This is a genomic window from Paracoccus thiocyanatus (genome assembly GCF_900156255.1).
Taxonomy (GTDB): domain Bacteria; phylum Pseudomonadota; class Alphaproteobacteria; order Rhodobacterales; family Rhodobacteraceae; genus Paracoccus; species Paracoccus thiocyanatus.
The window spans coordinates 195,386-216,247 of the sequence record NZ_FTMK01000004.1 but is presented as its reverse complement, the minus strand read 5'-3'; the positions used below and the strand labels follow the sequence as shown (position 1 = coordinate 216,247).

Below are 20,862 nucleotides of genomic sequence, written 5' to 3'. Positions count from 1 at the left end.
GTGGAGAAGTCCGGGACCGGCCAGTCCAGACCAGCCATCTCGAGGATGCTGGCGACCATTCCGGTCGTTTGCCGAAGCGGCAGGCCGAAGAGCACCTTGATCATCAGACAGAACTGGATGGCGGCGTCGGAGAAGACCGGCGGACGTCCGGGCTTGCCTGCCTTCGGCGCAAGCCAGTCCATGTCCCGGTCTAGCCAGACGAGCAGAGATCCGCGCCGCTTCAGCGCGTCGTTATAGGATTTCCAGTTGGTCGTACGGTAGCGGGCAGGTTCGGGCTTGCTCATGGCAGGCTCTTAACCCACCGGATTCACGCCGTGAATCCCGGAAGCTCATGAGTTCTGCAACAACGCTGCCGTGGATGGTCAGCGCCGCGCGCTTGCCGTCGATGGCGTCCAGGATCAGCGGGACCAGATGCGTTTCGGGCTGGTGGAACTCGCCCACCTCGGCATCCGGGTCGGCGCCGGCCACGTTGAAATAGCGAAAGATTACCGCGCGCAGCCCGTCCGAGGCGCCGAAATCTTTCAGCATATCCTCGATCGCGCGCTTGCTGGCGCCATAGGCGTTCAGCGGCGTCTGGGCGGTCGTCTCGTCCAGCACCACCCCGTCATGGTCGCCATAGGTGGCGCAGGTCGAGCTGAAGACGAAGTTCCGCACCCCCGCCGCCAGCGTCGCCTCGATCAGGCTTAGCGAGGCGCTGACATTGCCCCGCCAATACTTGCCCGGTTCGCGCATCGCCTCGCCCACCTGGCTCAGCGCGGCGAAATGCATCACCGCGACGGGCTGGTGGCGGGCAAAGACCTCGTCCAGGCGGGTGCGGTCCAGCAGGTCGCCCTGTTCGAAGGGGCCGAATTTCACCGCCTGCCGCCAGCCGGTGCACAGATTGTCATAGGTCACGGGTTCGAAACCCGCCGCGCGCAATGCCTTGCAGGCGTGCGAGCCGATATAGCCCGCGCCGCCCGTCACCAGAACCTTGTCCGTCATTTCCGGTTATTCCGCCGCCTTGCGCATCGCCAGGAGGTCGGAAAGATAGCCCGCAAACTCGTCCTTGAGATCGTCGCGCGCCAGGCCGAAGGCCACGGTCGCTTGCAGGAAGCCGGCCTTGGAACCGCAGTCGAAGCGCTGGCCGCGGAAGCGCAGGCCGAACACGTCGCGCCCCTCGGCGATCTCGTCGGCGATGGCGTCGGTCAACTGGATCTCGCCGCCCGAGCCCTGCTTGAGCTTGTTGAGGTTGTTCAGCACCGAAGGGGCCAGGATGTAGCGCCCGATCACCGCCAGGTTCGAGGGCGGGTTTTCCTTGGGCTTTTCCACCATGCCGCGGGCGCGGACGATGGCGCCCATATCCTCGGACACGTCCAGCACGCCATAGGCCTGGGTCTTGTCGGCGGGCACTTCCATGGTCGCGACCATGCTGCCGCCGGTTTCCTGATAGGCCTCGATCATCTGTTGCAGGCAGGGCGGCTCGCCCATGATCACGTCATCGGTCAGGATGACGGCAAAGGGTTCGTCGCCGACCAGGCGGCGCGCGCACCAGACCGCATGGCCAAGCCCCAGCGCCTTGTGCTGGCGGACATAGGCGATGGCGCCCGATTCCATGTTGGTCGAGCGCAGGATGTCCAGCAATTCGTTCTTGCCGGATTTCTTCAGGCTCGATTCCAGTTCATGCGCGTGGTCGAAATAGTCCTCCAGCGCGCCCTTGCCGCGCGAGGTGACAAAGATGAACTCTTCGATCCCCGCCGCCCGCGCCTCGTCGATGGCGTATTGGATCAGCGGGCGATCGACCAAGGTCATGATTTCCTTGGGGATGCTTTTCGTTGCGGGAAGAAAGCGGGTGCCCAGTCCAGCCACGGGAAAGATGGCCTTGGTGACTTTGCGAGTCATGAAGTCTGTCTCCTGATTTCTGCGCCGTCGCAGGATATTATCCCCTTTTGTCGGCGCTTGCGCAACAAGCGCCGGACCGGCACAGTCGTTCCTTCAAAAATGTCAAAGCGATTCAATTATCCAGCTTGCAGCGATTTTCTGCCGGTTCACCTCCGTCGTCCAGGCAAATTTCCCTGCTCACGCAGGATGCGCGCATTCTTGCTTAGAAACATGACAGGCGGATCACCGGGGCACGAGGCGCCCCAAAGCCCGCCCCGCTGCTCCCACCAGCCGCCCGGAACAAGGGTCAGCCGATGCGGCAGCACGCTGGGGGTCAGCAGCAGCAGCACGGCCGCCTGGCCCTGGGCCACCGCCTGGGCGGCGCGGGCGCGCAGGCCGCGCGCCTGCCAGTGCCAGCCGGCCAGCCGCAGCGGTTCCGCCGGACCGGGCGGCATCGGGCGCAGCGGCGGCGGCGCGGGCCGGTTCCAGACCGGCGGCGGGGGTGTCGCGCCCCGCGGCTCGGCCAGGCCGCGTTCCAGCGTGGCAAGGATCGGCGCGATGGCAAAGGGGTCCAGCCGGCCCGCCACCATATGCCGCAAAAGCCGCCGCCGCTGGTTGTCGCGCAGCCAGCCCGGATCGCCGCCGTGCCGCGCGGCAAAGATCGCAGCCGAGCGGCCGATCGCGGCCAGGTCATGGGGCACCCCCGCCGCGCCCCGGCCGGCGCCGGGGGCCGCGCCGTGGATCACCTGCGCCGCCGGGACCACCGCCGTCAGCCCGGCCGGAAACCGCGCCGCCATGCGCAGGTTCACGTCGCTTTCGTCCAGGTAATAGGCAAAGGCCGGATCGAAGCCGCCGACGGCCAGCAGCGCCGTGCGGCGAAAGCCGCAATTCGTGCCGATGGTGCTGACCGGGCAGCCGTTTTCCGCCGCCAGCAGCGCAGTGCCGGCGACCTCCAGCGGCAAGGCACGGCCCGAAGGGGTGATCCGCTCGGCCCGGACCTGCCAGCGCAGCCCGTCCGGCCCGCGGGTAAAGCCCGCCGCAGCGATCACCCGCGAATCGGCAAAGGGCGCGGCCAGCGCCTCGGCCCAGCCGGGTTCGGCCAGCGCGTCGTCGTCGATGAACAACACCACCTCGCCCGCCGCCAGCGCCAGCCCCTCGTTGCGCGCGGCCGAGACATTGGCGCGGTCGAAGGCAAGCCGCTTGAGCGGCAGGTCCGGCCGCAGTCCCGCCGAAGCCGGGTCGGCCACTAGCACGACTTCGAAATCGGGATGGGTCTGGCCGGCCAACGCCGCCAGGCAGCGGGCCAGCGCCTGCGGCCGATGGCGCGAGACGACGATGATGCTGGTCGAGGGCAGGCCGGTCAACGGCGCCCCGGCCTTGGGCATCAGGCGATGCCCATGCGGCTCATCATCGCTTCCAGCTTGGGCACGTCCGAGGGGTTGTTCAGCTCCCAGAACTCGCGGCCCTTCGCCTCGACCTCGACGCAAAGGATGCGGCGGCCGCGTTCCAGGAAGCGTAGCTGCTCCAGCCCCTCCAGCGCCTCCAGCCGGCCTTCGTCCCAGGTCGGGTATTCGGCCAGGGCCGCCGGGCGATAGGCATAGACGCCGACATGGTGAAAGACCGGCGTCGGCTCGCTGGGACCGAAATCCGCCGCGGCGAATGGGATCACTTCCTTCGAGAAATACAGCGCCCGCCGGTCATGGCCAAAGACGGCGGTGGTGCCGCCGACGCGCCCCGCCACCCGGTCGGCGATCAGGTCCGAGCGCATGGCGCCGGAACAGCGCAAGACCGGCGTGGCCACGTCGGCGCCGGGATCGGCGCGCAGCCCGGCCACCAGGTCCTCGACGAACCACGAGGGCGTCAGGGGCGCGTCGCCTTGCAGGTTCACCACGATTTCGGGCGCAAGGCCCAGATTGGCCACCGCCTCGGCGCAGCGCTCGGTGCCGTTGCAGGCGGCGGTCGAGGTCATGGCGACCTCGGCCCCGAAGCCCGCGGCATGGTCGCGGATGCGCGCGTCATCGGTGGCGACGATCACGCGGTCCACGCCCTGGACGGCCCGCGCCGCCTCCCAACTGCGGCGGATAAGGGAAAGCCCCTCGCCGGTCGCGCCGCGAAGCTGGACCAGCGGCTTGCCTGGATAGCGGGTCGAGGCGTGGCGGGCGGGAATGACGATGACCACGGACATGGGACTCAGTCCTTGACCAGCAGCACGCCGGGGGCGAAGGCGATGAAGAACGGGTTCTCGAATCCCGGCTTGCCGTATTGCAGCGCGGTGTGGTCGTCAAAGCGCACCACTTCGCCGCCCGCGCCGCGCAGCACCGCGTCGCCCGCGGCGGTGTCCCATTCCATGGTGCGGCCCAGGCGCGGGTAAAGATCGGCCTCGCCGGTCGCCACCAGGCAGAATTTCAGCGAACTGCCCGCCGAGGTCATGTCGCGCACCCCGTAGCGGCCGATATAGTCGTCCGTCGCCGCGTCGCGATGCGATTTCGAGGCGACGACCATCAGCGCCCGGTTGTCGGGCATCGAGTTGACGCCGATGGGCACGACCTCGCCCGGCTGGTCGCCGAAGGGACCCTTTTCCTCGACCGAGCCGCCCTGGGCGGTGGTATAGAACAGCCGGCCCCGCGCCGGGGCATAGACCACACCCAGCCGCGGCACGCCGTTTTCGACATAGGCGATGTTGACGGTGAAATCGCCGCGGCGCTGCACGAATTCCTTGGTGCCGTCCAGCGGGTCCACGATCAGAAAGGTCGACAGGCTCTGGCCATGGGTCTCGGCCTGTTCCTCGGTCACGAGCGCGATGTCGGGGAATGCGGCGCGCAGCCCGGCCGAGATCAGCGCATCGGCGGCCTCGTCGGCCTCGGTCACGGGCGAAGCGTCGGATTTGGCGCGCACCTCGAAATCCTCGGCGCCATAGATCTGCATGATCCGGTCGCCCGCCGCCAGGGCCAGGCGTCGCATCTCGGCAATCATTAGATCAAATTGCATGGCTTTTCCTTTCCGGTCCGCGGCCCTGCGGCAGCGGCGGCGATTGAATACGGCGGTCGGCTTCCTTATGATGCCCCTGATCGCGCAGGGCAAGCGCCCCGCAAGAGCCCCGCCCCAAACCGCAGGCAGAGCCGACCCGCCGATGTTCATCCAGCGCCGTAGCCGCAACATGGTCGAGGCCGCGTTCACCACGCTGTCGCTGATCTATCACCTTACCGTCAACAATCTGCGCAAGAGCCAGCGCAACGCCCTGGTGGGGCTGATCATGACGGTGATGCAGTCCATCGCGATGATCGTGGGCTTTTATCTGATCTTCGCGATCATGGGTGTGCGCCAGGCGCCGATCCGCGGCGATTACATCGTCTATATCATGTCCGGGATCTTCATGTTCATGGCCCATTCCCAGGGCCTGGGCTCGGTCGCATCGGCCGGCAATCCCAGCAACCAGATGATGAAGCACGGGCCGATGAATACGGTGGTGATGATCGCGGCCGCGGCACTGGCGGCGCTTTACCGGCAGACCTTTTCCAGCATCGTGGTGCTGAGCGGCTATCATTACCTGATCAAGCCGATCCATATCGACAACCCGCTGGCCTGCTATGCCATGCTGCTGCTGGCCTGGTTCTCGGGCTGCTGCATCGGGCTGATCTTCCTGTCCATCCGCCCCTGGTGGCCACAGGGGGCGCAGGTGATGTCGCAGCTTTACCAGCGGCTGAACATGGTGTTTTCCGGCAAGATGTTCGTGGCCAACCTGATGCCCAGCGCCATCCTGCACATGTTTTCGTGGAACCCGCTGTTCCATGTCATCGACCAGACGCGGGGCTTTGCCTTCATCAACTATTCGCCGCGCAATTCCTCGCTGGACTATCCGCTTTATGCCACGCTGACATTGCTGATGATCGGGCTGATGGCGGAATATGCGACACGCAAGGCGGTCTCGCTCAGCTGGTCCGCGGGACGGTGATCGCGCGCGCCGCCGCCCGCGCCGCGCGGCACCGCGCCGGGCGGCCCAGGCACCGCCTGGGGGACCGGGGCGGGGCGCATGTTTTCTGCCGCCCAGTCCGCTTGCAGCCCGCCAGCCCCCTTCCTATATAGCCCCATGAAGTTCGAGGGGTTCCTGAACCAGGCGCCCTTCGGTCAATCCAGGGATCGGGCTTCGGGGGCCGCTTGTGGACCCAAGGCCCAGAATATCGCCGCAAGAAAGGTTATTGCATGTCCAAAGTCATCGGCATCGACCTCGGAACCACCAATAGCTGCGTCGCCATCATGGACGGCAGCCAGCCCAAGGTCATCGAGAACTCGGAAGGGGCGCGCACGACGCCCTCGATCGTCGGCTTCACCGACAGCGAACGCCTGGTCGGCCAGCCGGCCAAGCGCCAGGCCGTCACCAACCCGTCGAACACCGTTTTCGCCGTGAAGCGCCTGATCGGCCGCCGCACCACCGACGCCGAGGTCGAGAAGGACAAGAACCTGGTCCCCTATGCCATCGTCGACGGCGGCAATGGCGACGCCTGGGTCGAGGTGCGCGGCGACAAGTATTCGCCCAGCCAGATTTCCGCTTTCATCCTGCAAAAGATGAAAGAGACCGCCGAATCCTATCTGGGCGAAAGCGTCAGCCAGGCCGTGATCACGGTCCCCGCCTATTTCAACGACGCCCAGCGCCAGGCCACCAAGGATGCCGGCAAGATCGCCGGCCTGGAAGTGCTGCGCATCATCAACGAGCCGACCGCGGCCGCGCTGGCCTATGGCCTGGACAAGAAGGACAGCAAGACCATCGCGGTCTATGACCTTGGCGGCGGCACTTTCGACATCACCATCCTGGAAATCGACGACGGCTTGTTCGAGGTGAAATCGACCAACGGGGACACGTTCCTGGGCGGCGAAGACTTCGACATGCGCATCGTCAACTACCTGGCCGACGAGTTCAAAAAGGAACACGGCGTCGACCTGACCAAGGACAAGATGGCGCTGCAACGGCTCAAGGAAGCCGCCGAGAAGGCCAAGATCGAGCTGTCGAGCTCCAGCCAGACCGAGATCAACCAGCCGTTCATCTCGATGGACAAGGATTCGGGCACGCCGCTGCACATGGTCATGAAACTGACCCGCGCCAAGCTGGAAAGCCTGGTCGGCGACCTGATCAAGCGCACGATGAAGCCGGTCCAGGACGCGCTGAAGGATGCCGGCATGTCCAAGGGCGACATCGACGAGATCGTGCTGGTCGGCGGCATGACCCGGATGCCCAAGGTGGTCGAAGAAGTGACCAGCTTCTTCGGCAAGGAACCGCATAAGGGCGTGAACCCCGACGAGGTCGTGGCCCTGGGCGCCGCCATCCAGGCCGGCGTTCTGCAAGGCGACGTCAAGGACGTGGTCCTGCTGGACGTGACCCCGCTGTCCCTGGGCATCGAGACGCTGGGCGGCGTGTTCACCCGGCTGATCGACCGCAACACCACCATCCCGACCAAGAAGTCGCAGATCTTCTCGACTGCCGAGGACAACCAAAACGCCGTGACCATCCGGGTGTTCCAGGGCGAGCGGGAAATGGCCGCGGACAACAAGCTCTTGGGCCAGTTCAACCTGGAAAACATCCCGCCGGCGCCGCGCGGCATGCCGCAGATCGAAGTGACCTTCGACATCGACGCCAACGGCATCGTGTCGGTTTCCGCCAAGGACAAGGGCACCGGCAAAGAGCAGAAGATCACCATCCAGGCCTCGGGCGGGCTGTCGGATGACGAGATCGAAAAGATGGTCAAGGACGCCGAAGCCAATGCCGAGGCGGACAAGGGCCGCAAGGAGCTGGTCGAGGCCAAGAACCAGGCCGAGAGCCTGATCCACACCACCAAGAAGTCGCTGGAAGAGCATGGCGACAAGGTGGACGGCTCGACCGTCGAGGTGATCGAACTGGCCGTCGGCGCGCTGGAAGAAGCCCTCAAGTCCGAGGATGCCGGCAAGATCAAGGGCGGCATCCAGAACCTGATGGATGCCTCGATGAAGCTGGGCGAGGCCATCTACAAGGCCAGCCAGGCCGAAGCCGGCGATGCCGGTGCCGAGCCTGGGCCGCGCGACGTGGATGACGAGATCGTCGATGCCGATTTCGAGGATCTCGGCGAAGACAAGCGCAAGTAAGCGCGATGTGAACCACCCGGCCGGCCCGATGCAGACCCGCACGGGCCGGTCATTTCTTGAAAGACCCCGGACGCGATCAACATGGCGAAACGTGATTATTACGAGGTTCTGGGCGTTGCTCCGGGTGCCTCGGCCGATGAGATCAAGAAGGCCTACCGCTCCAAGGCAAAGCAGTTGCACCCCGACCGCAACAAGGACTGCAAGGTCTCGGAAGCCGCCTTCAAGGAGGTGAACGAGGCCTATGAGTGCCTGAAGGACGACCAGAAAAAGGCCGCCTATGATCGTTTCGGCCATGCCGCCTTTGAAAATGGCGGCGGGGGTTTTGGCCGGGGCAACGGCCAGGGCGATTTCGGCTCGGCCTTTGCCGATGTGTTCGAGGATCTGTTCGGCGACATGATGGGCCGTCGCGCCGGCGGTGCGGGGCGTTCGCGCGCCAGCCGCGGGCAGGATCTGCGCTACAACCTTCGCGTCTCGTTGGAAGAAGCTTACAACGGCGTGCAAAAGGCGATCACCGTGCCCGGTTCAGTCGCCTGCGCGGCCTGTAACGGCACCGGCGCCGAGGGCGCGGTCGAGCCGGCCACCTGCCCCACCTGTTCGGGCATGGGCAAAGTCCGGGCGACACAGGGTTTCTTTACCGTCGAGCGCACCTGTCCGACCTGCAACGGCCAGGGCCAGATCGTCAAGAATCCCTGCACGGAATGCCGCGGCGCCGGCCGCGTCCAGAAGGAACGCACCCTTTCGGTGAATATCCCCGCCGGGGTCGAAACCGGCACCCGCATCCGCCTGGCGGGCGAAGGGGATGCCGGGACGCGGGGCGGTCCGGCGGGCGACCTTTATATCTTCATCGAGGTCAAGGATCATCCGATCTTCCTGCGGGACGGTCGGATGCTGGCCTGCCAGGTTCCGGTCAGCATGGCCACCGCCGCGCTTGGCGGCGAGATCGAGGTGCCGACCATCGACGGCGGGCGCTCGCGCGTCAAGGTTCCTGCCGGCACCCAATCGGGCAAGCAGTTGCGGCTGCGCGGCAAGGGCATGCCACCGCTGCGTCACGGGCCGGGGCTGAACGGCGAGGCGGGCGACATGCTGATCGAACTTGCCGTCGAAACGCCGGTAAACCTGACGTCGCGCCAAAAGGAACTCTTGCGCGAATTCGAGGCGACCAGCGCCGACAACAACCCCCAGACCCAAGGCTTTTTCCACAAGATCAAAGGATTCTGGGACGAGATGAAAGGCTGATCCGGCGTTAACCGTCCGTTCATCCTTGCATGCCAAGCTGGCGGCATGGACCCGAATCGCGCCTTTCACGATGCCGCATTGCCGCTGTTCTCAGCCGCCGCCGCTGTCAGCCGGCCCCAGTCTGGCCCGCCGGGGGACGAGGCGGTGCAGACCGGACCTGTCCCGTCCGTTCCGGCCGGCAGGCTGCCCAGCTATCTGGCCGATCACCGCGCAAGACTGCGCGAACGCTTCATGCAGGGCGGTGCCGCCGCCCTTCCTGATTATGAATTGCTGGAACTGCTGCTGTTCCGCGCCATCCCCCGCCAGGATGTAAAGCCCCTCGCGCGGCGGCTGCTGGATGCTTTCGGCGATTTCAACCGGGTGATTTCGGCCCCGCCGACGCGGCTGGCCCAGATTGCGGGGATCGGCCCCGCCGTCGTGCAAGAGCTGAAGCTTGTCGAGGCCGCGGCACAGCGCCTGGCGCGTTCGCGCGTCATGCACCGGCCGGTCTTGACCAGTTGGGACGCGCTGCTGGATTATTGCCACACCGCCATGGCGCATGGCGAAATCGAACAGTTCCGCGTGCTTTACCTGGATCGCAAGAACGTGCTGATCGCCGACGAAGAACAGGCCCGCGGCACGGTCGACCACGTCCCGGTCTACCCCCGAGAGATCATGCGCCGCGCCCTGGAACTGGCGGCCAGCGCCCTCATTCTCGTCCACAACCACCCAAGCGGCGACCCCACCCCGTCCCAGGCGGATATTTCAATGACGCTTCAGATAGAAAGCGCCTGCCAAGCCCTTGGGATCACCCTGCACGACCATCTGATCATCGGCAAGTCGACGGAAACCAGCCTTCGGTCATCAGGATATCTGTAGCTTCAACAAACCTTGCTGCTCGATTACCATGATATTCTGGGCCAGACCGCTATCGTTGCGGCCCTTCGCCTGCCAACAGGCCCGGCCATTCCGCCATTCTGGGGCCCAGTCTGCCGCTTTGCAGCATTCTCCATAATCCCTGCGCGCCCGATGATCCGGGGGGCAAAGGCGCGACGGCTGGCCGATCGCCTGATGAAAAACAATCGGCCCGTCGTGGCGTATGCCGGGGGCAAGGATCCCCTCGGCCGCAAGCCGGACGGGCGCAAATTCGCGGGGTCGTCCAGGTAGCCGCAGGCAAGCCCCGCCCTCGTCCCGCGCCGGATAACCAAGAATCGCCTGTCGCAGGCGGGATTTCCCTGGCTGGCTGTATCGCCGCCTGGCAGGACTGAGGGGAATCGCCCCCTTTGGCCCACCGATCATCGGCGGACCGCGCGAACTGGGCTTTCGCGGCAAAGGGCCGGGCCGGCGCAGGGGCTGCAAATGCGCGGCCGTTGCGCAACCAAAATCCCACACCTGCGTCGTTTTGCGGCGCGGGCCGGGGCCGGGGCCGCTGGACTGCCGGGAATTTGATCGCTAGAACCGCGCGGCGAGGGCTGTGCAGCAAACACGACCCGTTCCGTCGTATCGCCCCGGTTCCGGGGCATAAATGGAGATCAGAACCGTGTCCCACGCAGACGAACACGCAGGCGACCACGGCGCCACCCGCAGAGATTTTCTCTATTACGCGACCGCCGGTGCCGGCGCGATCGCGACGGGCGCCGCCGGTTGGACCCTTATCAACCAGATGAACCCGTCGGCGGACGTCCAGGCCCTCGCTTCGATCCAGGTCGATGTCAGCGGCATCGAGACAGGCACGCAGTTGACGGTGAAATGGCTCGGCAAGCCCGTGTTCATCCGCCGCCGCACCGAGGAAGAGATCCAGGCCGGCCGCGCGGTCGAACTTGGGCAGCTGATCGACCAGAACGCCCAGAACCCCAACCGTCCCGACGCCGACGCTTCGGATGAAAACCGCACGCTGGACGAAGCCGGCGAATGGCTGGTGATGATCGGCGTCTGCACCCATCTGGGCTGCGTTCCGATCGGCGACGGCGCGGGCGATTTCGGCGGCTGGTTCTGCCCCTGCCACGGCTCGCATTACGACCAGGCGGGTCGTATCCGCAAGGGCCCCGCGCCCGAGAACATGTGGATCCCCGTCGCCGAATTCCTTGACGAAACAACCATCAAGCTGGGCTGAGGAGGCGCACATGGCCGGTATTCCCCATGACCACTACGAGCCCAAGACGGGTTTCGAGCGCTGGCTGCATCGCCGCCTGCCCATCGTCGGGCTGGTCTACGACACCATCATGATCCCCACCCCCAGGAACCTGAACTGGTGGTGGATCTGGGGTATCGTGCTGGCATTCTGCCTGGTGTTGCAGATCGCCACCGGCATCGTGCTGGTGATGCATTACACCCCGCATGTCGACCTGGCCTTTGCCAGCGTCGAACATATCATGCGCGACGTGAACGGCGGCTACATGCTGCGCTATCTGCATGCGAACGGCGCCTCGCTGTTCTTCCTTGCCGTCTATATCCACATCTTCCGCGGCCTCTACTACGGCTCTTACAAGGCCCCGCGCGAAGTGACCTGGATCGTCGGCATGCTGATCTATCTGATGATGATGGGCACGGCCTTCATGGGCTATGTGCTGCCCTGGGGCCAGATGTCCTTCTGGGGCGCCACCGTCATCACCGGGCTGTTCGGCGCCATTCCCGGCATTGGCCATTCGATCCAGACCTGGCTGCTGGGCGGCCCGGCGGTGGACAATGCCACGCTGAACCGCTTCTTCTCGCTGCATTATCTGCTGCCCTTCGTCATCGCCGCGTTGGTGATCGTCCATATCTGGGCCTTCCACACCACCGGGAACAACAACCCGACCGGCGTCGAGGTCCGCCGCACCTCGAAGGAAGAGGCAGAGCGGGACACCCTGCCCTTCTGGCCCTATTTCGTGATCAAGGACCTGTTTGCGCTGGCCGTGATCCTGGTGGTGTTCTTCGCGGTGGTGGGCTTCATGCCGAACTACCTGGGCCACCCCGACAACTATACCGAGGCGAACCCGCTGGTGACGCCGGCGCATATCGTCCCGGAATGGTATTTCCTGCCCTTCTACGCCATCCTGCGCGCCTTTACCGCCGATGTCTGGGTGGTGATTCTGGTCGAATGGCTGTCCTTTGGCATCATCGACGCCAAGTTCTTCGGCGTGATCGCCATGTTCGGCGCCATCCTGGTCATGGCGCTGGTGCCCTGGCTGGATACGTCGCGGGTGCGTTCGGGTCAGTATCGGCCCCTGTTCAAGTGGTGGTTCTGGCTGCTGGCGGTTGACTTCGTGGTCCTGACCTGGGTGGGCGCCATGCCGACCGAGGGCATCTATCCCCTGATCGCGCTGGCCGGGGCGGCCTATTGGTTCGCCTATTTCCTCATCATCCTGCCGCTTCTGGGCATCATCGAGAAGCCCGACCCCATGCCGCAGACGATCGAGGACGATTTCAACGCCCATTATGGGCCCGAAACCCATCCGGCCGAGTAAGGAGAGGCAACAATGACCATGAGAAACGCATCGCTCACGGCTGTTGCGGCCCTGACGGTTGCTCTGGCTGGCGGCGCCGTGGCGCAGGACACGAGCCTCGCGCCCGGCACCTCGGCCCCAGCAGGTTCAAGCTATCAGTCCAGCGAAACCGCTCCGGCGGCGGGGGCGGCCACCGAACTGGCGCAAGCCCCCGAGGCCGAAGCGCCGGCTGAACCGGAAGCGGTCGTAGAACCGGACGAACCGGAAGCCGTGGACGCGCCGGCCGAGGAACCCGCGGCCGAGGAACCCGCGGCCGAGCCGGCCGCGGAAGAACCTGCCGCCGAAACCGTCGACGAAGCGCCGGCGGTCGAGGCACCGGCTGTCGAAGAACAGGCCGAGGAGGCACCGGCAGAAGAGGCTGCGGCCGAAGAACCCGCCGCCGAGGAACCTGCGGAGCAAGAGGCCGCGGAACCCGCCGTCGAAGAGGAAGCTGCGACCGAAGAGCCTGCGGCAGAGGCCGCCCCGGCCGAGGAAGCCGTCGAGGAAGCCCCTGCGGACGAGCCGGCAGCCGATGAGGCAGCCGTCGAGGAGGAAGCTCCCGCCGAGGAGGAGGCAGCCGCCGAAGAACCCGCCGCCGAGGAACAGGGCGATGTCGTGGCCGAAGAGGCCGCCGACCATGCTGCCGCCCATATCGAGGACGTGGCTTTCAGCTTCGAAGGGCCGTTCGGCACCTTCGATCAGCACCAGTTGCAACGCGGCTTGCAGGTCTATACCGAAGTCTGCTCGGCCTGCCACGGGCTGCGCTATGTGCCGCTGCGCACCCTGGGCGACGCAGGTGGCCCGCAGCTGCCCGAGGATCAGGTCCGCGCCTATGCCGCGAACATGGACATCACCGACGCGGACACCGGCGAGGATCGGCCGCGCGTGCCCACCGACCACTTCCCGACCGTCACCGGCGACGGCATGGGTCCGGATCTGTCGCTGATGGCCAAGGCGCGGGCCGGCTTCCACGGCCCCTATGGCACCGGCTTGTCGCAGCTGGTCAACGGCATTGGCGGCCCGGAATACATCCATGCCATCCTGACCGGCTATGATGGCGAGGAAAAGGAAGAGGCGGGCACCGTGCTTTATCACAACGCCGCCTTCTCGGGGAACTGGATCCAGATGGCGCCGCCGCTGTTCGACGACCAGGTGACCTATGAGGACGGAACCCCGGCGACCGTGGACCAGATGGCGACCGACGTCGCTGCCTTCCTGATGTGGACAGCCGAGCCGAAGATGATGGACCGCAAGCAGGTGGGCTTCGTCTCGGTGCTTTTCCTGGTCCTGCTTTCGGTGCTGCTCTACCTGACCAACAAGAAGCTGTGGCAGCCGATCAAGCATCCGCGCAAGCCTGGGTGATCCCTCCCGGCCCCAAGTTCTGGAAACGCGCCCCCAGGGGCGCGTTTTTCTTTTGCACCAAAGGGTTTGCGGCGACAGATATGGACAAGCCGGCCCGGCCGCGGTCAGATGGGCGGGCGGTATCGGCAAGGGGGGGGCGGCGTGAGGATCTATAATCTCGGCTCGATCAATATCGACCATGTCTACCACCTGCCCGCGCTGCCCCGGCGGGGCGAGACGCTGCCCGCGCTGTCCTATTCCCAGGGGCTGGGCGGCAAGGGCGCGAACCAGTCGGTCGCCGCCGCCCGCGCCGGGGCCCAGGTGATCCACCTGGGCGCGATGGGCACCGGCGACGACTGGGTGCCGCGACGGCTGGCCGCGGCCGGGGTGGACATTTCGGCCATCGCCCGGCTGCCGGACATCGCCACCGGCCATGCGGTGATCCTGGTCGATGCGGGCGGCGAAAACTCGATCATCCTGCATGGCGGCGCCAATCGGGCGCTTCCGCCGGGCCTGGCCCGCCGTCCCGACTTTGCCGCGGGCGACATCCTGCTGATGCAGAACGAAACCAGCCTGCAAGCCGAAACAGCGGCGGCGGCGCGCGCTGCGGGGGCGCGGGTGATCTATTCCGCCGCCCCCTTCAACATCGCGGCGCTGCGCGAGGTGCTGCCGCATGTCTCGATCCTGGCGGTGAACGAGGTCGAGGCGCGCGACACCTTTGCCGCCTTTGGCCAGGACCTGCCGGTCGAGGGCCTGCTTGTCACCCGCGGCGCAGAAGGCGCCGAGTTTCGCGACCTGCGCAGCGGGCCGACCTGGCGGCAGCCGGCGTTCCGGGTGCAGCCGGTCGACACGACCGGGGCCGGCGACTGTTTCACCGGCTGGTTCGCCGCGGGCCTGTCGCGGGGCCAGGATATCCCCACCGCCCTGCGCCATGCGGCGGCCGCCGCCGCGCTGCAAGTGACCCGCCAGGGCGCGGGCGACGCCATGCCCAACCGCGCCGAAGTGCTTGCCTTTCTGAAAGCGCATGGCTGAACGCTTGCCGGCAGCCCCGCTGCCCCCTATCTGGAAACCCATGAGAATACCGTTCCTGAACCGCCCGGCCGCTGTCGCCGTCATCCGCCTGCAAGGCGCCATCGGGGTTGCCGGCCGCGGCGGCCCCGGCCTTTCCGACGCCGCCCTGGCCCCGCTGCTGGAGCGCGCCTTCAAGCGGCGCCGGCCGGTCGCCGTGGCCTTGGTGGTGAATTCGCCCGGCGGCTCGCCGGTGCAGTCCAGCCTGATCGGCGCCCGCATCCGCCGCCTGGCCGAGGAACGCCAGATCCCCGTCCATGCCTTTGTCGAGGACGTGGCGGCCTCGGGCGGCTATTGGCTGGCCAGTGCGGCCGATTACATCTGGGCGGATGACAGTTCGGTGCTGGGCTCGATCGGGGTCATTTCCGCAGGCTTCGGCTTTGCCGAGCTGATCCACCGTCACGGGATCGAGCGGCGCGTGCATACCGCCGGACGCTCGAAATCCATGCTGGACCCGTTCCGCCCGGAAACGCCCGAGGATGTCGCGCGGCTGAACCGCCTGTTGGGCCCGATCCACGACGCCTTCAAGCAGCAGGTTCTGGCCCGGCGCGGCGGCCGCCTGCCCCAGGGCAGCGACCTGTTCACCGGCGAGATCTGGACCGGCCGCGAAGCGGTGGACCTGGGCCTGGCCGACGGCATCGCCCATCTGGTGCCCAAGATGCGCGAACTTTACGGCAAGGAGGCGCGCTTCCTGACCTATGGCCAGCGCGTGCCGCTGTTGCGGCGTTTCGGCCTTTCCGCCGATCATGTCATCGACGGGATCGAGGAACGCGCCGCATTCGCGCGTTTCGGGGCGGGGCGCGGATGATCAAGCTAGTCCTTTTATGCCTGCTGATCATCATCGCGCTGGCGCTGGTCGCCGGTCCGGGCATGCGCCGCATGATCGCCAAGTTGCTGGGAATCAGACGTAGATGACCGCGCTTGTCACCGGGGGCGCTCGCCGGCTGGGCCGGGCCATCACGCTCTATCTGGCACGGCGCGGCATCGACGTGGCCATCCATTACCAAAGCTCGGCGGCCGAGGCCGAATCGGCCGCCGCCGAAGCCCGCGCCCTGGGCGTGCGCGCCGCGATCTTTCAGGCCGACCTGCTGGACCTGGACCAGACCGAGGCGCTGGTGGACCGCGCCCATGCCGCCCTGGGGCCGCTGGACCTGCTGGTGAACAACGCCTCGATCTTTGAATATGACAACATCGCCAGCGCCAGCCGCGAAAGCTGGGACCGGCACCTGGGATCGAACCTGCGCGCGCCCTTCATCCTGACGCAGTCATTTGCCCGTCAGGCACCCAAGGCCGACCGCGGCGGCGCCGAGCCGGTGGCGGCGGGGCTGGTGGTCAACATGATCGACCAGCGCGTGCTGAAGCCGACGCCCGAGTTCATGACCTATTCGCTGGCCAAGGCGGGGCTGTGGTGGCTGACGCGGACCTCGGCCCAGGCGCTTGGGCCCGATATCCGCGTCAACGCCATCGGCCCAGGCCCGACCGTGCAGGGCGTCCGCCAATCCGACCGCCATTTCGCCCAGCAGCGCGCCGCGACCGTCCTGCAACGCGGTGCCGGCCCCGACGATGTCTGCGCTGCACTTGGCTATCTGATGGACGCGCCTTCGGTCACGGGCCAGTTGATCTGCGTCGATGGCGGCCAGCATCTGGCTTGGCGCACCCCCGACGTACTGGGCGTGGAATAGGGCAGAAAACCGCCGTTCCGCGGCAAGTTGTCCACCTTGCGACCGGCCTTCACGCAATCTTCACGATTCTGGCAAGAAATTCATGGGATTGCACATAGGACAAAAAATATCACGCAATATCAATCGTTTCCAATAATGCCTATAAATCAGGCAAAGCGAGGAAACCCCAAGAAACGCTCATGGAAGCTGCGCTCCTCCCATGCTGATTCACAGAGTTATCCACAGATTCCGTGGACAGGATTCAGCTTGAATTTTGCCTCCCGAACTTGCAGCCCGGCCCGAGAATCATTTGGTTAACCGCATGACCGATTCCATTCCAGAAACGCGCCCCGCCAAGTCCGGCCATGCGCTGATCCAGGACTACCTGCGCACCCTCGACGGCTCGCCGGGGGTCTATCGCATGCTGGATGCGCAAGGCGCGGTGCTTTACGTCGGCAAGGCGCGGAACCTGCGGGCCAGGGTTTCGAACTATGCGCGCGGCAGCGGGCATTCGGCGCGGATCGCGCGGATGATCCGCGAGACCTGCTCGATGATGTTCCTGACCACGCGCACCGAGACCGAGGCGCTGCTCTTGGAGCAAAACCTCATCAAGCAGCTCAAGCCGCGCTACAACGTGCTCTTGCGCGACGACAAAAGCTTTCCGAACATCCTGGTCGCCAAGTCGCATCCCTTTGCCCAGATCAAGAAGCATCGCGGCGCCAAGGCGGAAAAGGGCAACTATTACGGCCCCTTTGCCAGCGCCGGGGCGGTGAACCGGACGCTGAACCAGTTGCAGCGGGTGTTTTTGCTGCGGTCCTGCACCGACGCGACCTTTTCCAGCCGCACCCGGCCCTGCCTGCTTTACCAGATCAAACGGTGCAGCGCCCCCTGTGTCGGCCGCATCGGGCAAGAGGAATATGACAGCCTGGTCGCCGATGCCGAACTGTTCCTGCAAGGCAAGACCACGCGCATCCAGGCCGACCTGGCGGCCGAGATGGCCGCGGCGGCCGAGGCGATGGAATACGAACGCGCCGCCGCGCTGCGCGACCGCATCAAGGCGCTGACCGCCGTGCAATCGGTGCAGGCCATCAACCCGCGCGGCGTCCCCGAGGCCGACGTGATCGCCCTGCATATGGAGGGCGGGCAGGCCTGCGTGCAGGTGTTCTTCATCCGCGGCAACCAAAGCTGGGGCAACCGCGATTTCTACCCGCGGCTCAATGGCGTGGAATCGGCGGACGAGGTGATGCAGGCGTTCCTGGCGCAGTTCTACGACGGCAAGGTGCCGCCGCGGCTGATCCTGTTGTCGCATGGCATCGAGGATCCCGACCTGATGACCGATGCGCTGTCGGAAAAGGCCGGGCGCAAGGTCGTGCTGGGCGTTCCCCGGCGCGGCGAAAAGGCCGAACTGGTGGAAAACGCCCTGCGCAACGCCCGCGAAAGCCTGGCGCGGCGCATGTCGGAAAGCGCCGCGCAGCAGCGCCTGCTGGAGGGGCTGGCCGAGGCCCTGGACCTGCCCGCCGTGCCGCAACGCATCGAGGTCTATGACAACAGCCATATCCAGGGCACCAATGCCGTCGGCGGCATGGTCGTCGCCGGCCCCGAAGGCTGGATCAAGAGCCAGTATCGCAAGTTCAACATCAAGGGCACCGAGATCACGCCGGGCGACGATTTCGGCATGATGAAAGAGCTGCTGACCCGCCGCTTTGCCCGCCTGCTGAAAGAGGACCCGGACCGCCAGACCGACACCTGGCCGGACCTGCTGCTGATCGACGGCGGCGCCGGGCAGGTCAGCGCGGTGCACGAGATCATGGCCGAGATGGGGGTCGAGGACATCCCGATGATCGGCGTCGCCAAGGGCGAGGACCGCGACCACGGCAAGGAGGAATTCCACCGTCATGGCCAGCGTCCCTTCGCCCTGCGCATGAACGACCCGGTCTTGTATTTCATCCAGCGCCTGCGGGACGAGGCGCATCGCTGGGCTATCGGCACGCATCGCGCCAAGCGGGCCAAGGCCGCGATGGCCAATCCGCTGGATGAGATCGCCGGCATCGGCGCGGCCCGCAAGCGCGCGCTGCTTCAGCATTTCGGCAGCGCCAAGGCGGTCAGCCGCGCCGGCCTGGCCGACCTGGTCGCGGTGGAAGGGATCAGCGAATCCATGGCGCGGAAGATCGTCGATCATTTCCACAAGGGCTAGAACGCGGACCGCTAACGGCAGCGCGCGGGATCGACCCCCACAGCGCCAAGCCCCCAATCGGTCATCTGCGCCACAAGCTGCTGGCCGGCCGCGTCAAAGGCCGGGATCAGGTCGGCGGTCTTGGTCGTCGGCGCCTGGGCCGTGGCGGTGAAATGCCCGCGCGAGACGACGCGGGCGTCCATCTCGCGCACCATCTGCGCATCGACGGACAGCTTGATGACGGCCCCCTGCCCCGCGACCTCGGCGTTGAAATCGTTGATCTCGGAAATCAGCGCGTAATCGCCCGCCGCGCCCAGCGGCGCGCGGCCGACATGGGTAAAGGCGTCATAGACGCCAAAGCCGCGCACCAGCAGGGTTTGCAGCGCCACCGGCACCGTGTCGCCCCAGCGCGCATCGGGCAGGTATTGCGTCTGCAACTGGTTCGGCCGGATCATGATGCGGTCGGTGTCCAGCGTGCCGCGTGCCTTGGGCGGCTCGATCACCAGTTCGGCCAACCGGCCGCGGCCGCAGGTCCGGGGCACGTCCGAAGGCGGGCGCAGCTCGAACACGTCGCGATCCGGCTCTCCCTCCAGCGCGCGCAGGGCGGCGCAGCCCGGCAGGGTCAGGGTCAGGACAAGCAAGGCGGCGGCAAGACGCATGGCGGACCTTTCAGCGGCGGAACTCGGGCGCGCGCGGCCCCGAGAAGATTTGCGATGGGTTGCGCCGCAGCGCCGAGACCAGCTCGTTCAGATTGCCCACCAGCCCGCGCAGATCGCTGGCCATGCGGGTGAATTGCGGCAGCCCGTCGCGGGTGAAAGCCTGCACCGGGGCGCGGGCGCTGTCCAGCATGCCGCGCAGGCTGGCAAAGGCGGTCTCGGCGCTGTCGGCGGCATTGCGCAGCCGTTCGGTGATCTGGGGCAGGTCGGCGGCGACGCGGTCGATGGCCTCGTTCGCCTTGCCCAGCGTCACGCGCAGGTCGGCCGCCACCGGCGCGACATCGCTGTTGATGACCCGCTCGGCCCCGTCAAAGGCCCGCTCGGCCGAGGCGAGCGTGCGGCTGCCCACCTCCAGCGCCGCGTCCAGCCCGTCCAGGCTTTTATCCGCCCGATCGGTCAGCCGGGCCAGGTCGGTTTGCAGCGTGGCGGCGGTCTGGTCCAGCCGCTGCGTCAGCCCCTTGAGGTCGCCCGAGACATAGGCGCGCAGCTCGTCCAGCGTGGCGGTGCCGGAATCCAGCGCCGTATCGACCTTGGCCGCGCTTTCGGTGAACTTGGCCAGCGCCGTGTCGGCATTGCCCAGCGTGGTTTCGGCCGCGGCGGAAAGCCCGTCCAGCCGCGCGCCGAAAGCCGAGATGTCGCCGGCTGCCGCGGCAATGGAATCGGTGGCCGTGGTCACGTCGGCCAATGCCTTGTCCAGGTTGGCGCTGGAGCGTTCGACATTGTCCAGGATATTGCGCACCCGGTTCTGGTTTTCGTCGCCCAGCAGCTTGGTCAACTGCTCGGCCACGGTGTTCAGCCGCGAAATCATCTCGGGACCCTGGTCCGACAGCGTTTGCAGGGCCGAACGGTTGGCGGCGATGACCGGGATCGAATCCGGGTCCACGTCGCGCAGCAGGGGCGAATCGGGCCGGCCCGAGGTGATCGCCACATTGGCGACGCCGGTGACGCCCTGGATCTCGATGGCGGCGCGGGAATCGGTGCGCACCGGCGTATCCTCGGCCATCTCGACCCGGACCCGGACCGCGCCGTTCACGCTTTGCGATAGCTGCATGTCCACCACCTTGCCGACGGAAAGCCCGGCGAACAGCACCTCGGATGACACGCCCAGGCCCGACACTTCCGGGAAATAGATGTCGTACCAGGCGAATTGCCGGTCCAGTTGCAGCTTGGCGAACCACATCAGGAACAGCAGCATCCCCAGGAAGCCCGCGATGGTAAAGGCGCCGATCAGCACGTAATTGGCCTTGGTCTCCATC

The 20,862-nt window shown here is 66.3% G+C and carries 18 protein-coding genes and 1 pseudogene; 11 read left to right on the top strand and 8 right to left on the bottom strand.

The genetic code is table 11. The features are described 5' to 3' along the window. From F3H32_RS05170 to cysQ, 6 genes and pseudogenes are all read right to left on the bottom strand, one after another. On the bottom strand, nucleotides 1–284 hold a 284-nt coding region (locus F3H32_RS05170; protein ID WP_188128588.1), incomplete at its 3' end, for a transposase. A 64-nt stretch (nucleotides 285–348) separates the two neighbouring features. Then, nucleotides 349–981, bottom strand: a pseudogene (locus F3H32_RS05165) (NAD-dependent epimerase/dehydratase family protein); the annotation flags it as partial. 6 nt (nucleotides 982–987) lie between these two features. Beyond that, nucleotides 988–1,878 carry a UTP--glucose-1-phosphate uridylyltransferase gene (locus F3H32_RS05160; protein WP_149764904.1) on the bottom strand — a complete coding sequence of 297 codons (891 nt, stop codon included), beginning with the start codon at nucleotides 1,876–1,878 and terminating at the stop codon, nucleotides 988–990. A gap of 146 nt (nucleotides 1,879–2,024) precedes the next feature. Next, a complete protein-coding gene (locus F3H32_RS05155; protein ID WP_149764903.1) occupies nucleotides 2,025–3,242 on the bottom strand; it encodes a glycosyltransferase family 2 protein in 1,218 nt (405 codons plus the stop codon). Further along, nucleotides 3,242–4,042: a 3-deoxy-manno-octulosonate cytidylyltransferase gene (locus F3H32_RS05150; RefSeq protein WP_149764902.1), complete on the bottom strand. Its 801-nt coding sequence runs from the start codon at nucleotides 4,040–4,042 to the stop codon at nucleotides 3,242–3,244. The genes F3H32_RS05155 and F3H32_RS05150 overlap by 1 nt, the downstream gene beginning before the upstream one ends. A gap of 5 nt (nucleotides 4,043–4,047) precedes the next feature. Then, the gene (cysQ, locus tag F3H32_RS05145; protein WP_149764901.1) at nucleotides 4,048–4,845 is read right to left on the bottom strand and encodes a 3'(2'),5'-bisphosphate nucleotidase CysQ; all 798 of its coding nucleotides are present in this window, start codon (nucleotides 4,843–4,845) and stop codon (nucleotides 4,048–4,050) included. A gap of 142 nt (nucleotides 4,846–4,987) precedes the next feature. Between cysQ and F3H32_RS05140 the strand changes: the two genes are divergently transcribed. From F3H32_RS05140 to uvrC, 11 genes are all read left to right on the top strand, one after another. Then, nucleotides 4,988–5,809 (top strand): ABC transporter permease, encoded by an 822-nt coding sequence (locus F3H32_RS05140; protein WP_149764900.1) that lies wholly within the window; start codon nucleotides 4,988–4,990, stop codon nucleotides 5,807–5,809. Nucleotides 5,810–6,057: 248 nt separating this feature from the next. Further along, nucleotides 6,058–7,968: a molecular chaperone DnaK gene (gene dnaK, locus F3H32_RS05135; protein WP_149764899.1), complete on the top strand. Its 1,911-nt coding sequence runs from the start codon at nucleotides 6,058–6,060 to the stop codon at nucleotides 7,966–7,968. A gap of 81 nt (nucleotides 7,969–8,049) precedes the next feature. Next, nucleotides 8,050–9,204, top strand: a complete 1,155-nt coding sequence (gene dnaJ, locus F3H32_RS05130) for a molecular chaperone DnaJ (protein ID WP_149764898.1) — start codon at nucleotides 8,050–8,052, stop codon at nucleotides 9,202–9,204. A 45-nt stretch (nucleotides 9,205–9,249) separates the two neighbouring features. Beyond that, the gene (gene radC / locus F3H32_RS05125; RefSeq protein WP_149764897.1) at nucleotides 9,250–10,062 is read left to right on the top strand and encodes a RadC family protein; all 813 of its coding nucleotides are present in this window, start codon (nucleotides 9,250–9,252) and stop codon (nucleotides 10,060–10,062) included. Nucleotides 10,063–10,723: 661 nt separating this feature from the next. After that, complete coding sequence (gene petA / locus F3H32_RS05120; RefSeq protein ID WP_181900566.1) at nucleotides 10,724–11,296, top strand: ubiquinol-cytochrome c reductase iron-sulfur subunit; 573 nt, start codon at nucleotides 10,724–10,726, stop codon at nucleotides 11,294–11,296. A 10-nt stretch (nucleotides 11,297–11,306) separates the two neighbouring features. Beyond that, a complete protein-coding gene (petB, locus tag F3H32_RS05115; RefSeq protein WP_149764896.1) occupies nucleotides 11,307–12,629 on the top strand; it encodes a cytochrome b in 1,323 nt (440 codons plus the stop codon). A gap of 633 nt (nucleotides 12,630–13,262) precedes the next feature. Continuing rightward, on the top strand, nucleotides 13,263–14,009 hold the full coding sequence (locus F3H32_RS17835; RefSeq protein ID WP_316701161.1) for a cytochrome c1: 747 nt from the start codon (nucleotides 13,263–13,265) through the stop codon (nucleotides 14,007–14,009). A 141-nt stretch (nucleotides 14,010–14,150) separates the two neighbouring features. Beyond that, nucleotides 14,151–15,020, top strand: a complete 870-nt coding sequence (locus tag F3H32_RS05105; RefSeq protein ID WP_149764894.1) for a ribokinase — start codon at nucleotides 14,151–14,153, stop codon at nucleotides 15,018–15,020. Nucleotides 15,021–15,060: 40 nt separating this feature from the next. After that, nucleotides 15,061–15,864, top strand: coding sequence for a S49 family peptidase (locus tag F3H32_RS05100; RefSeq protein ID WP_149764893.1), 804 nt, complete (start codon nucleotides 15,061–15,063; stop codon nucleotides 15,862–15,864). 103 nt (nucleotides 15,865–15,967) lie between these two features. Further along, on the top strand, nucleotides 15,968–16,738 hold the full coding sequence (locus F3H32_RS05095; RefSeq protein WP_149764892.1) for an SDR family oxidoreductase: 771 nt from the start codon (nucleotides 15,968–15,970) through the stop codon (nucleotides 16,736–16,738). Nucleotides 16,739–17,039: 301 nt separating this feature from the next. Then, nucleotides 17,040–18,911: an excinuclease ABC subunit UvrC gene (gene uvrC / locus F3H32_RS05090; protein ID WP_149764891.1), complete on the top strand. Its 1,872-nt coding sequence runs from the start codon at nucleotides 17,040–17,042 to the stop codon at nucleotides 18,909–18,911. An 11-nt stretch (nucleotides 18,912–18,922) separates the two neighbouring features. Here uvrC and F3H32_RS05085 read toward each other — a convergent pair whose 3' ends face one another. Beyond that, a complete protein-coding gene (locus tag F3H32_RS05085; protein WP_149764890.1) occupies nucleotides 18,923–19,549 on the bottom strand; it encodes an ABC-type transport auxiliary lipoprotein family protein in 627 nt (208 codons plus the stop codon). 10 nt (nucleotides 19,550–19,559) lie between these two features. Next, nucleotides 19,560–20,861 (bottom strand): MlaD family protein, encoded by a 1,302-nt coding sequence (locus tag F3H32_RS05080; RefSeq protein ID WP_149764889.1) that lies wholly within the window; start codon nucleotides 20,859–20,861, stop codon nucleotides 19,560–19,562. Between the last annotated feature and the right edge of the window lies 1 nt (nucleotide 20,862).

What these genes read in the sequence shown, in the direction of transcription:
- F3H32_RS05100 (WP_149764893.1), top strand. Translation starts at nt 15,061, where the DNA reads ATGAGAATACCGTTCCTGAACCGCCCGGCCGCTGTCGCCGTCATCCGC.
- F3H32_RS05160 (WP_149764904.1), bottom strand. Translation starts at nt 1,878, where the DNA reads ATGACTCGCAAAGTCACCAAGGCCATCTTTCCCGTGGCTGGACTGGGC.
- uvrC (WP_149764891.1), top strand. Translation starts at nt 17,040, where the DNA reads ATGACCGATTCCATTCCAGAAACGCGCCCCGCCAAGTCCGGCCATGCG.
- petB (WP_149764896.1), top strand. Translation starts at nt 11,307, where the DNA reads ATGGCCGGTATTCCCCATGACCACTACGAGCCCAAGACGGGTTTCGAG.
- F3H32_RS05095 (WP_149764892.1), top strand. Translation starts at nt 15,968, where the DNA reads ATGACCGCGCTTGTCACCGGGGGCGCTCGCCGGCTGGGCCGGGCCATC.
- F3H32_RS05080 (WP_149764889.1), bottom strand. Translation starts at nt 20,861, where the DNA reads ATGGAGACCAAGGCCAATTACGTGCTGATCGGCGCCTTTACCATCGCG.
- dnaK (WP_149764899.1), top strand. Translation starts at nt 6,058, where the DNA reads ATGTCCAAAGTCATCGGCATCGACCTCGGAACCACCAATAGCTGCGTC.
- radC (WP_149764897.1), top strand. Translation starts at nt 9,250, where the DNA reads ATGGACCCGAATCGCGCCTTTCACGATGCCGCATTGCCGCTGTTCTCA.
- cysQ (WP_149764901.1), bottom strand. Translation starts at nt 4,845, where the DNA reads ATGCAATTTGATCTAATGATTGCCGAGATGCGACGCCTGGCCCTGGCG.
- F3H32_RS05150 (WP_149764902.1), bottom strand. Translation starts at nt 4,042, where the DNA reads ATGTCCGTGGTCATCGTCATTCCCGCCCGCCACGCCTCGACCCGCTAT.
- F3H32_RS05140 (WP_149764900.1), top strand. Translation starts at nt 4,988, where the DNA reads ATGTTCATCCAGCGCCGTAGCCGCAACATGGTCGAGGCCGCGTTCACC.
- F3H32_RS05085 (WP_149764890.1), bottom strand. Translation starts at nt 19,549, where the DNA reads ATGCGTCTTGCCGCCGCCTTGCTTGTCCTGACCCTGACCCTGCCGGGC.
- F3H32_RS05155 (WP_149764903.1), bottom strand. Translation starts at nt 3,242, where the DNA reads ATGCCCAAGGCCGGGGCGCCGTTGACCGGCCTGCCCTCGACCAGCATC.
- dnaJ (WP_149764898.1), top strand. Translation starts at nt 8,050, where the DNA reads ATGGCGAAACGTGATTATTACGAGGTTCTGGGCGTTGCTCCGGGTGCC.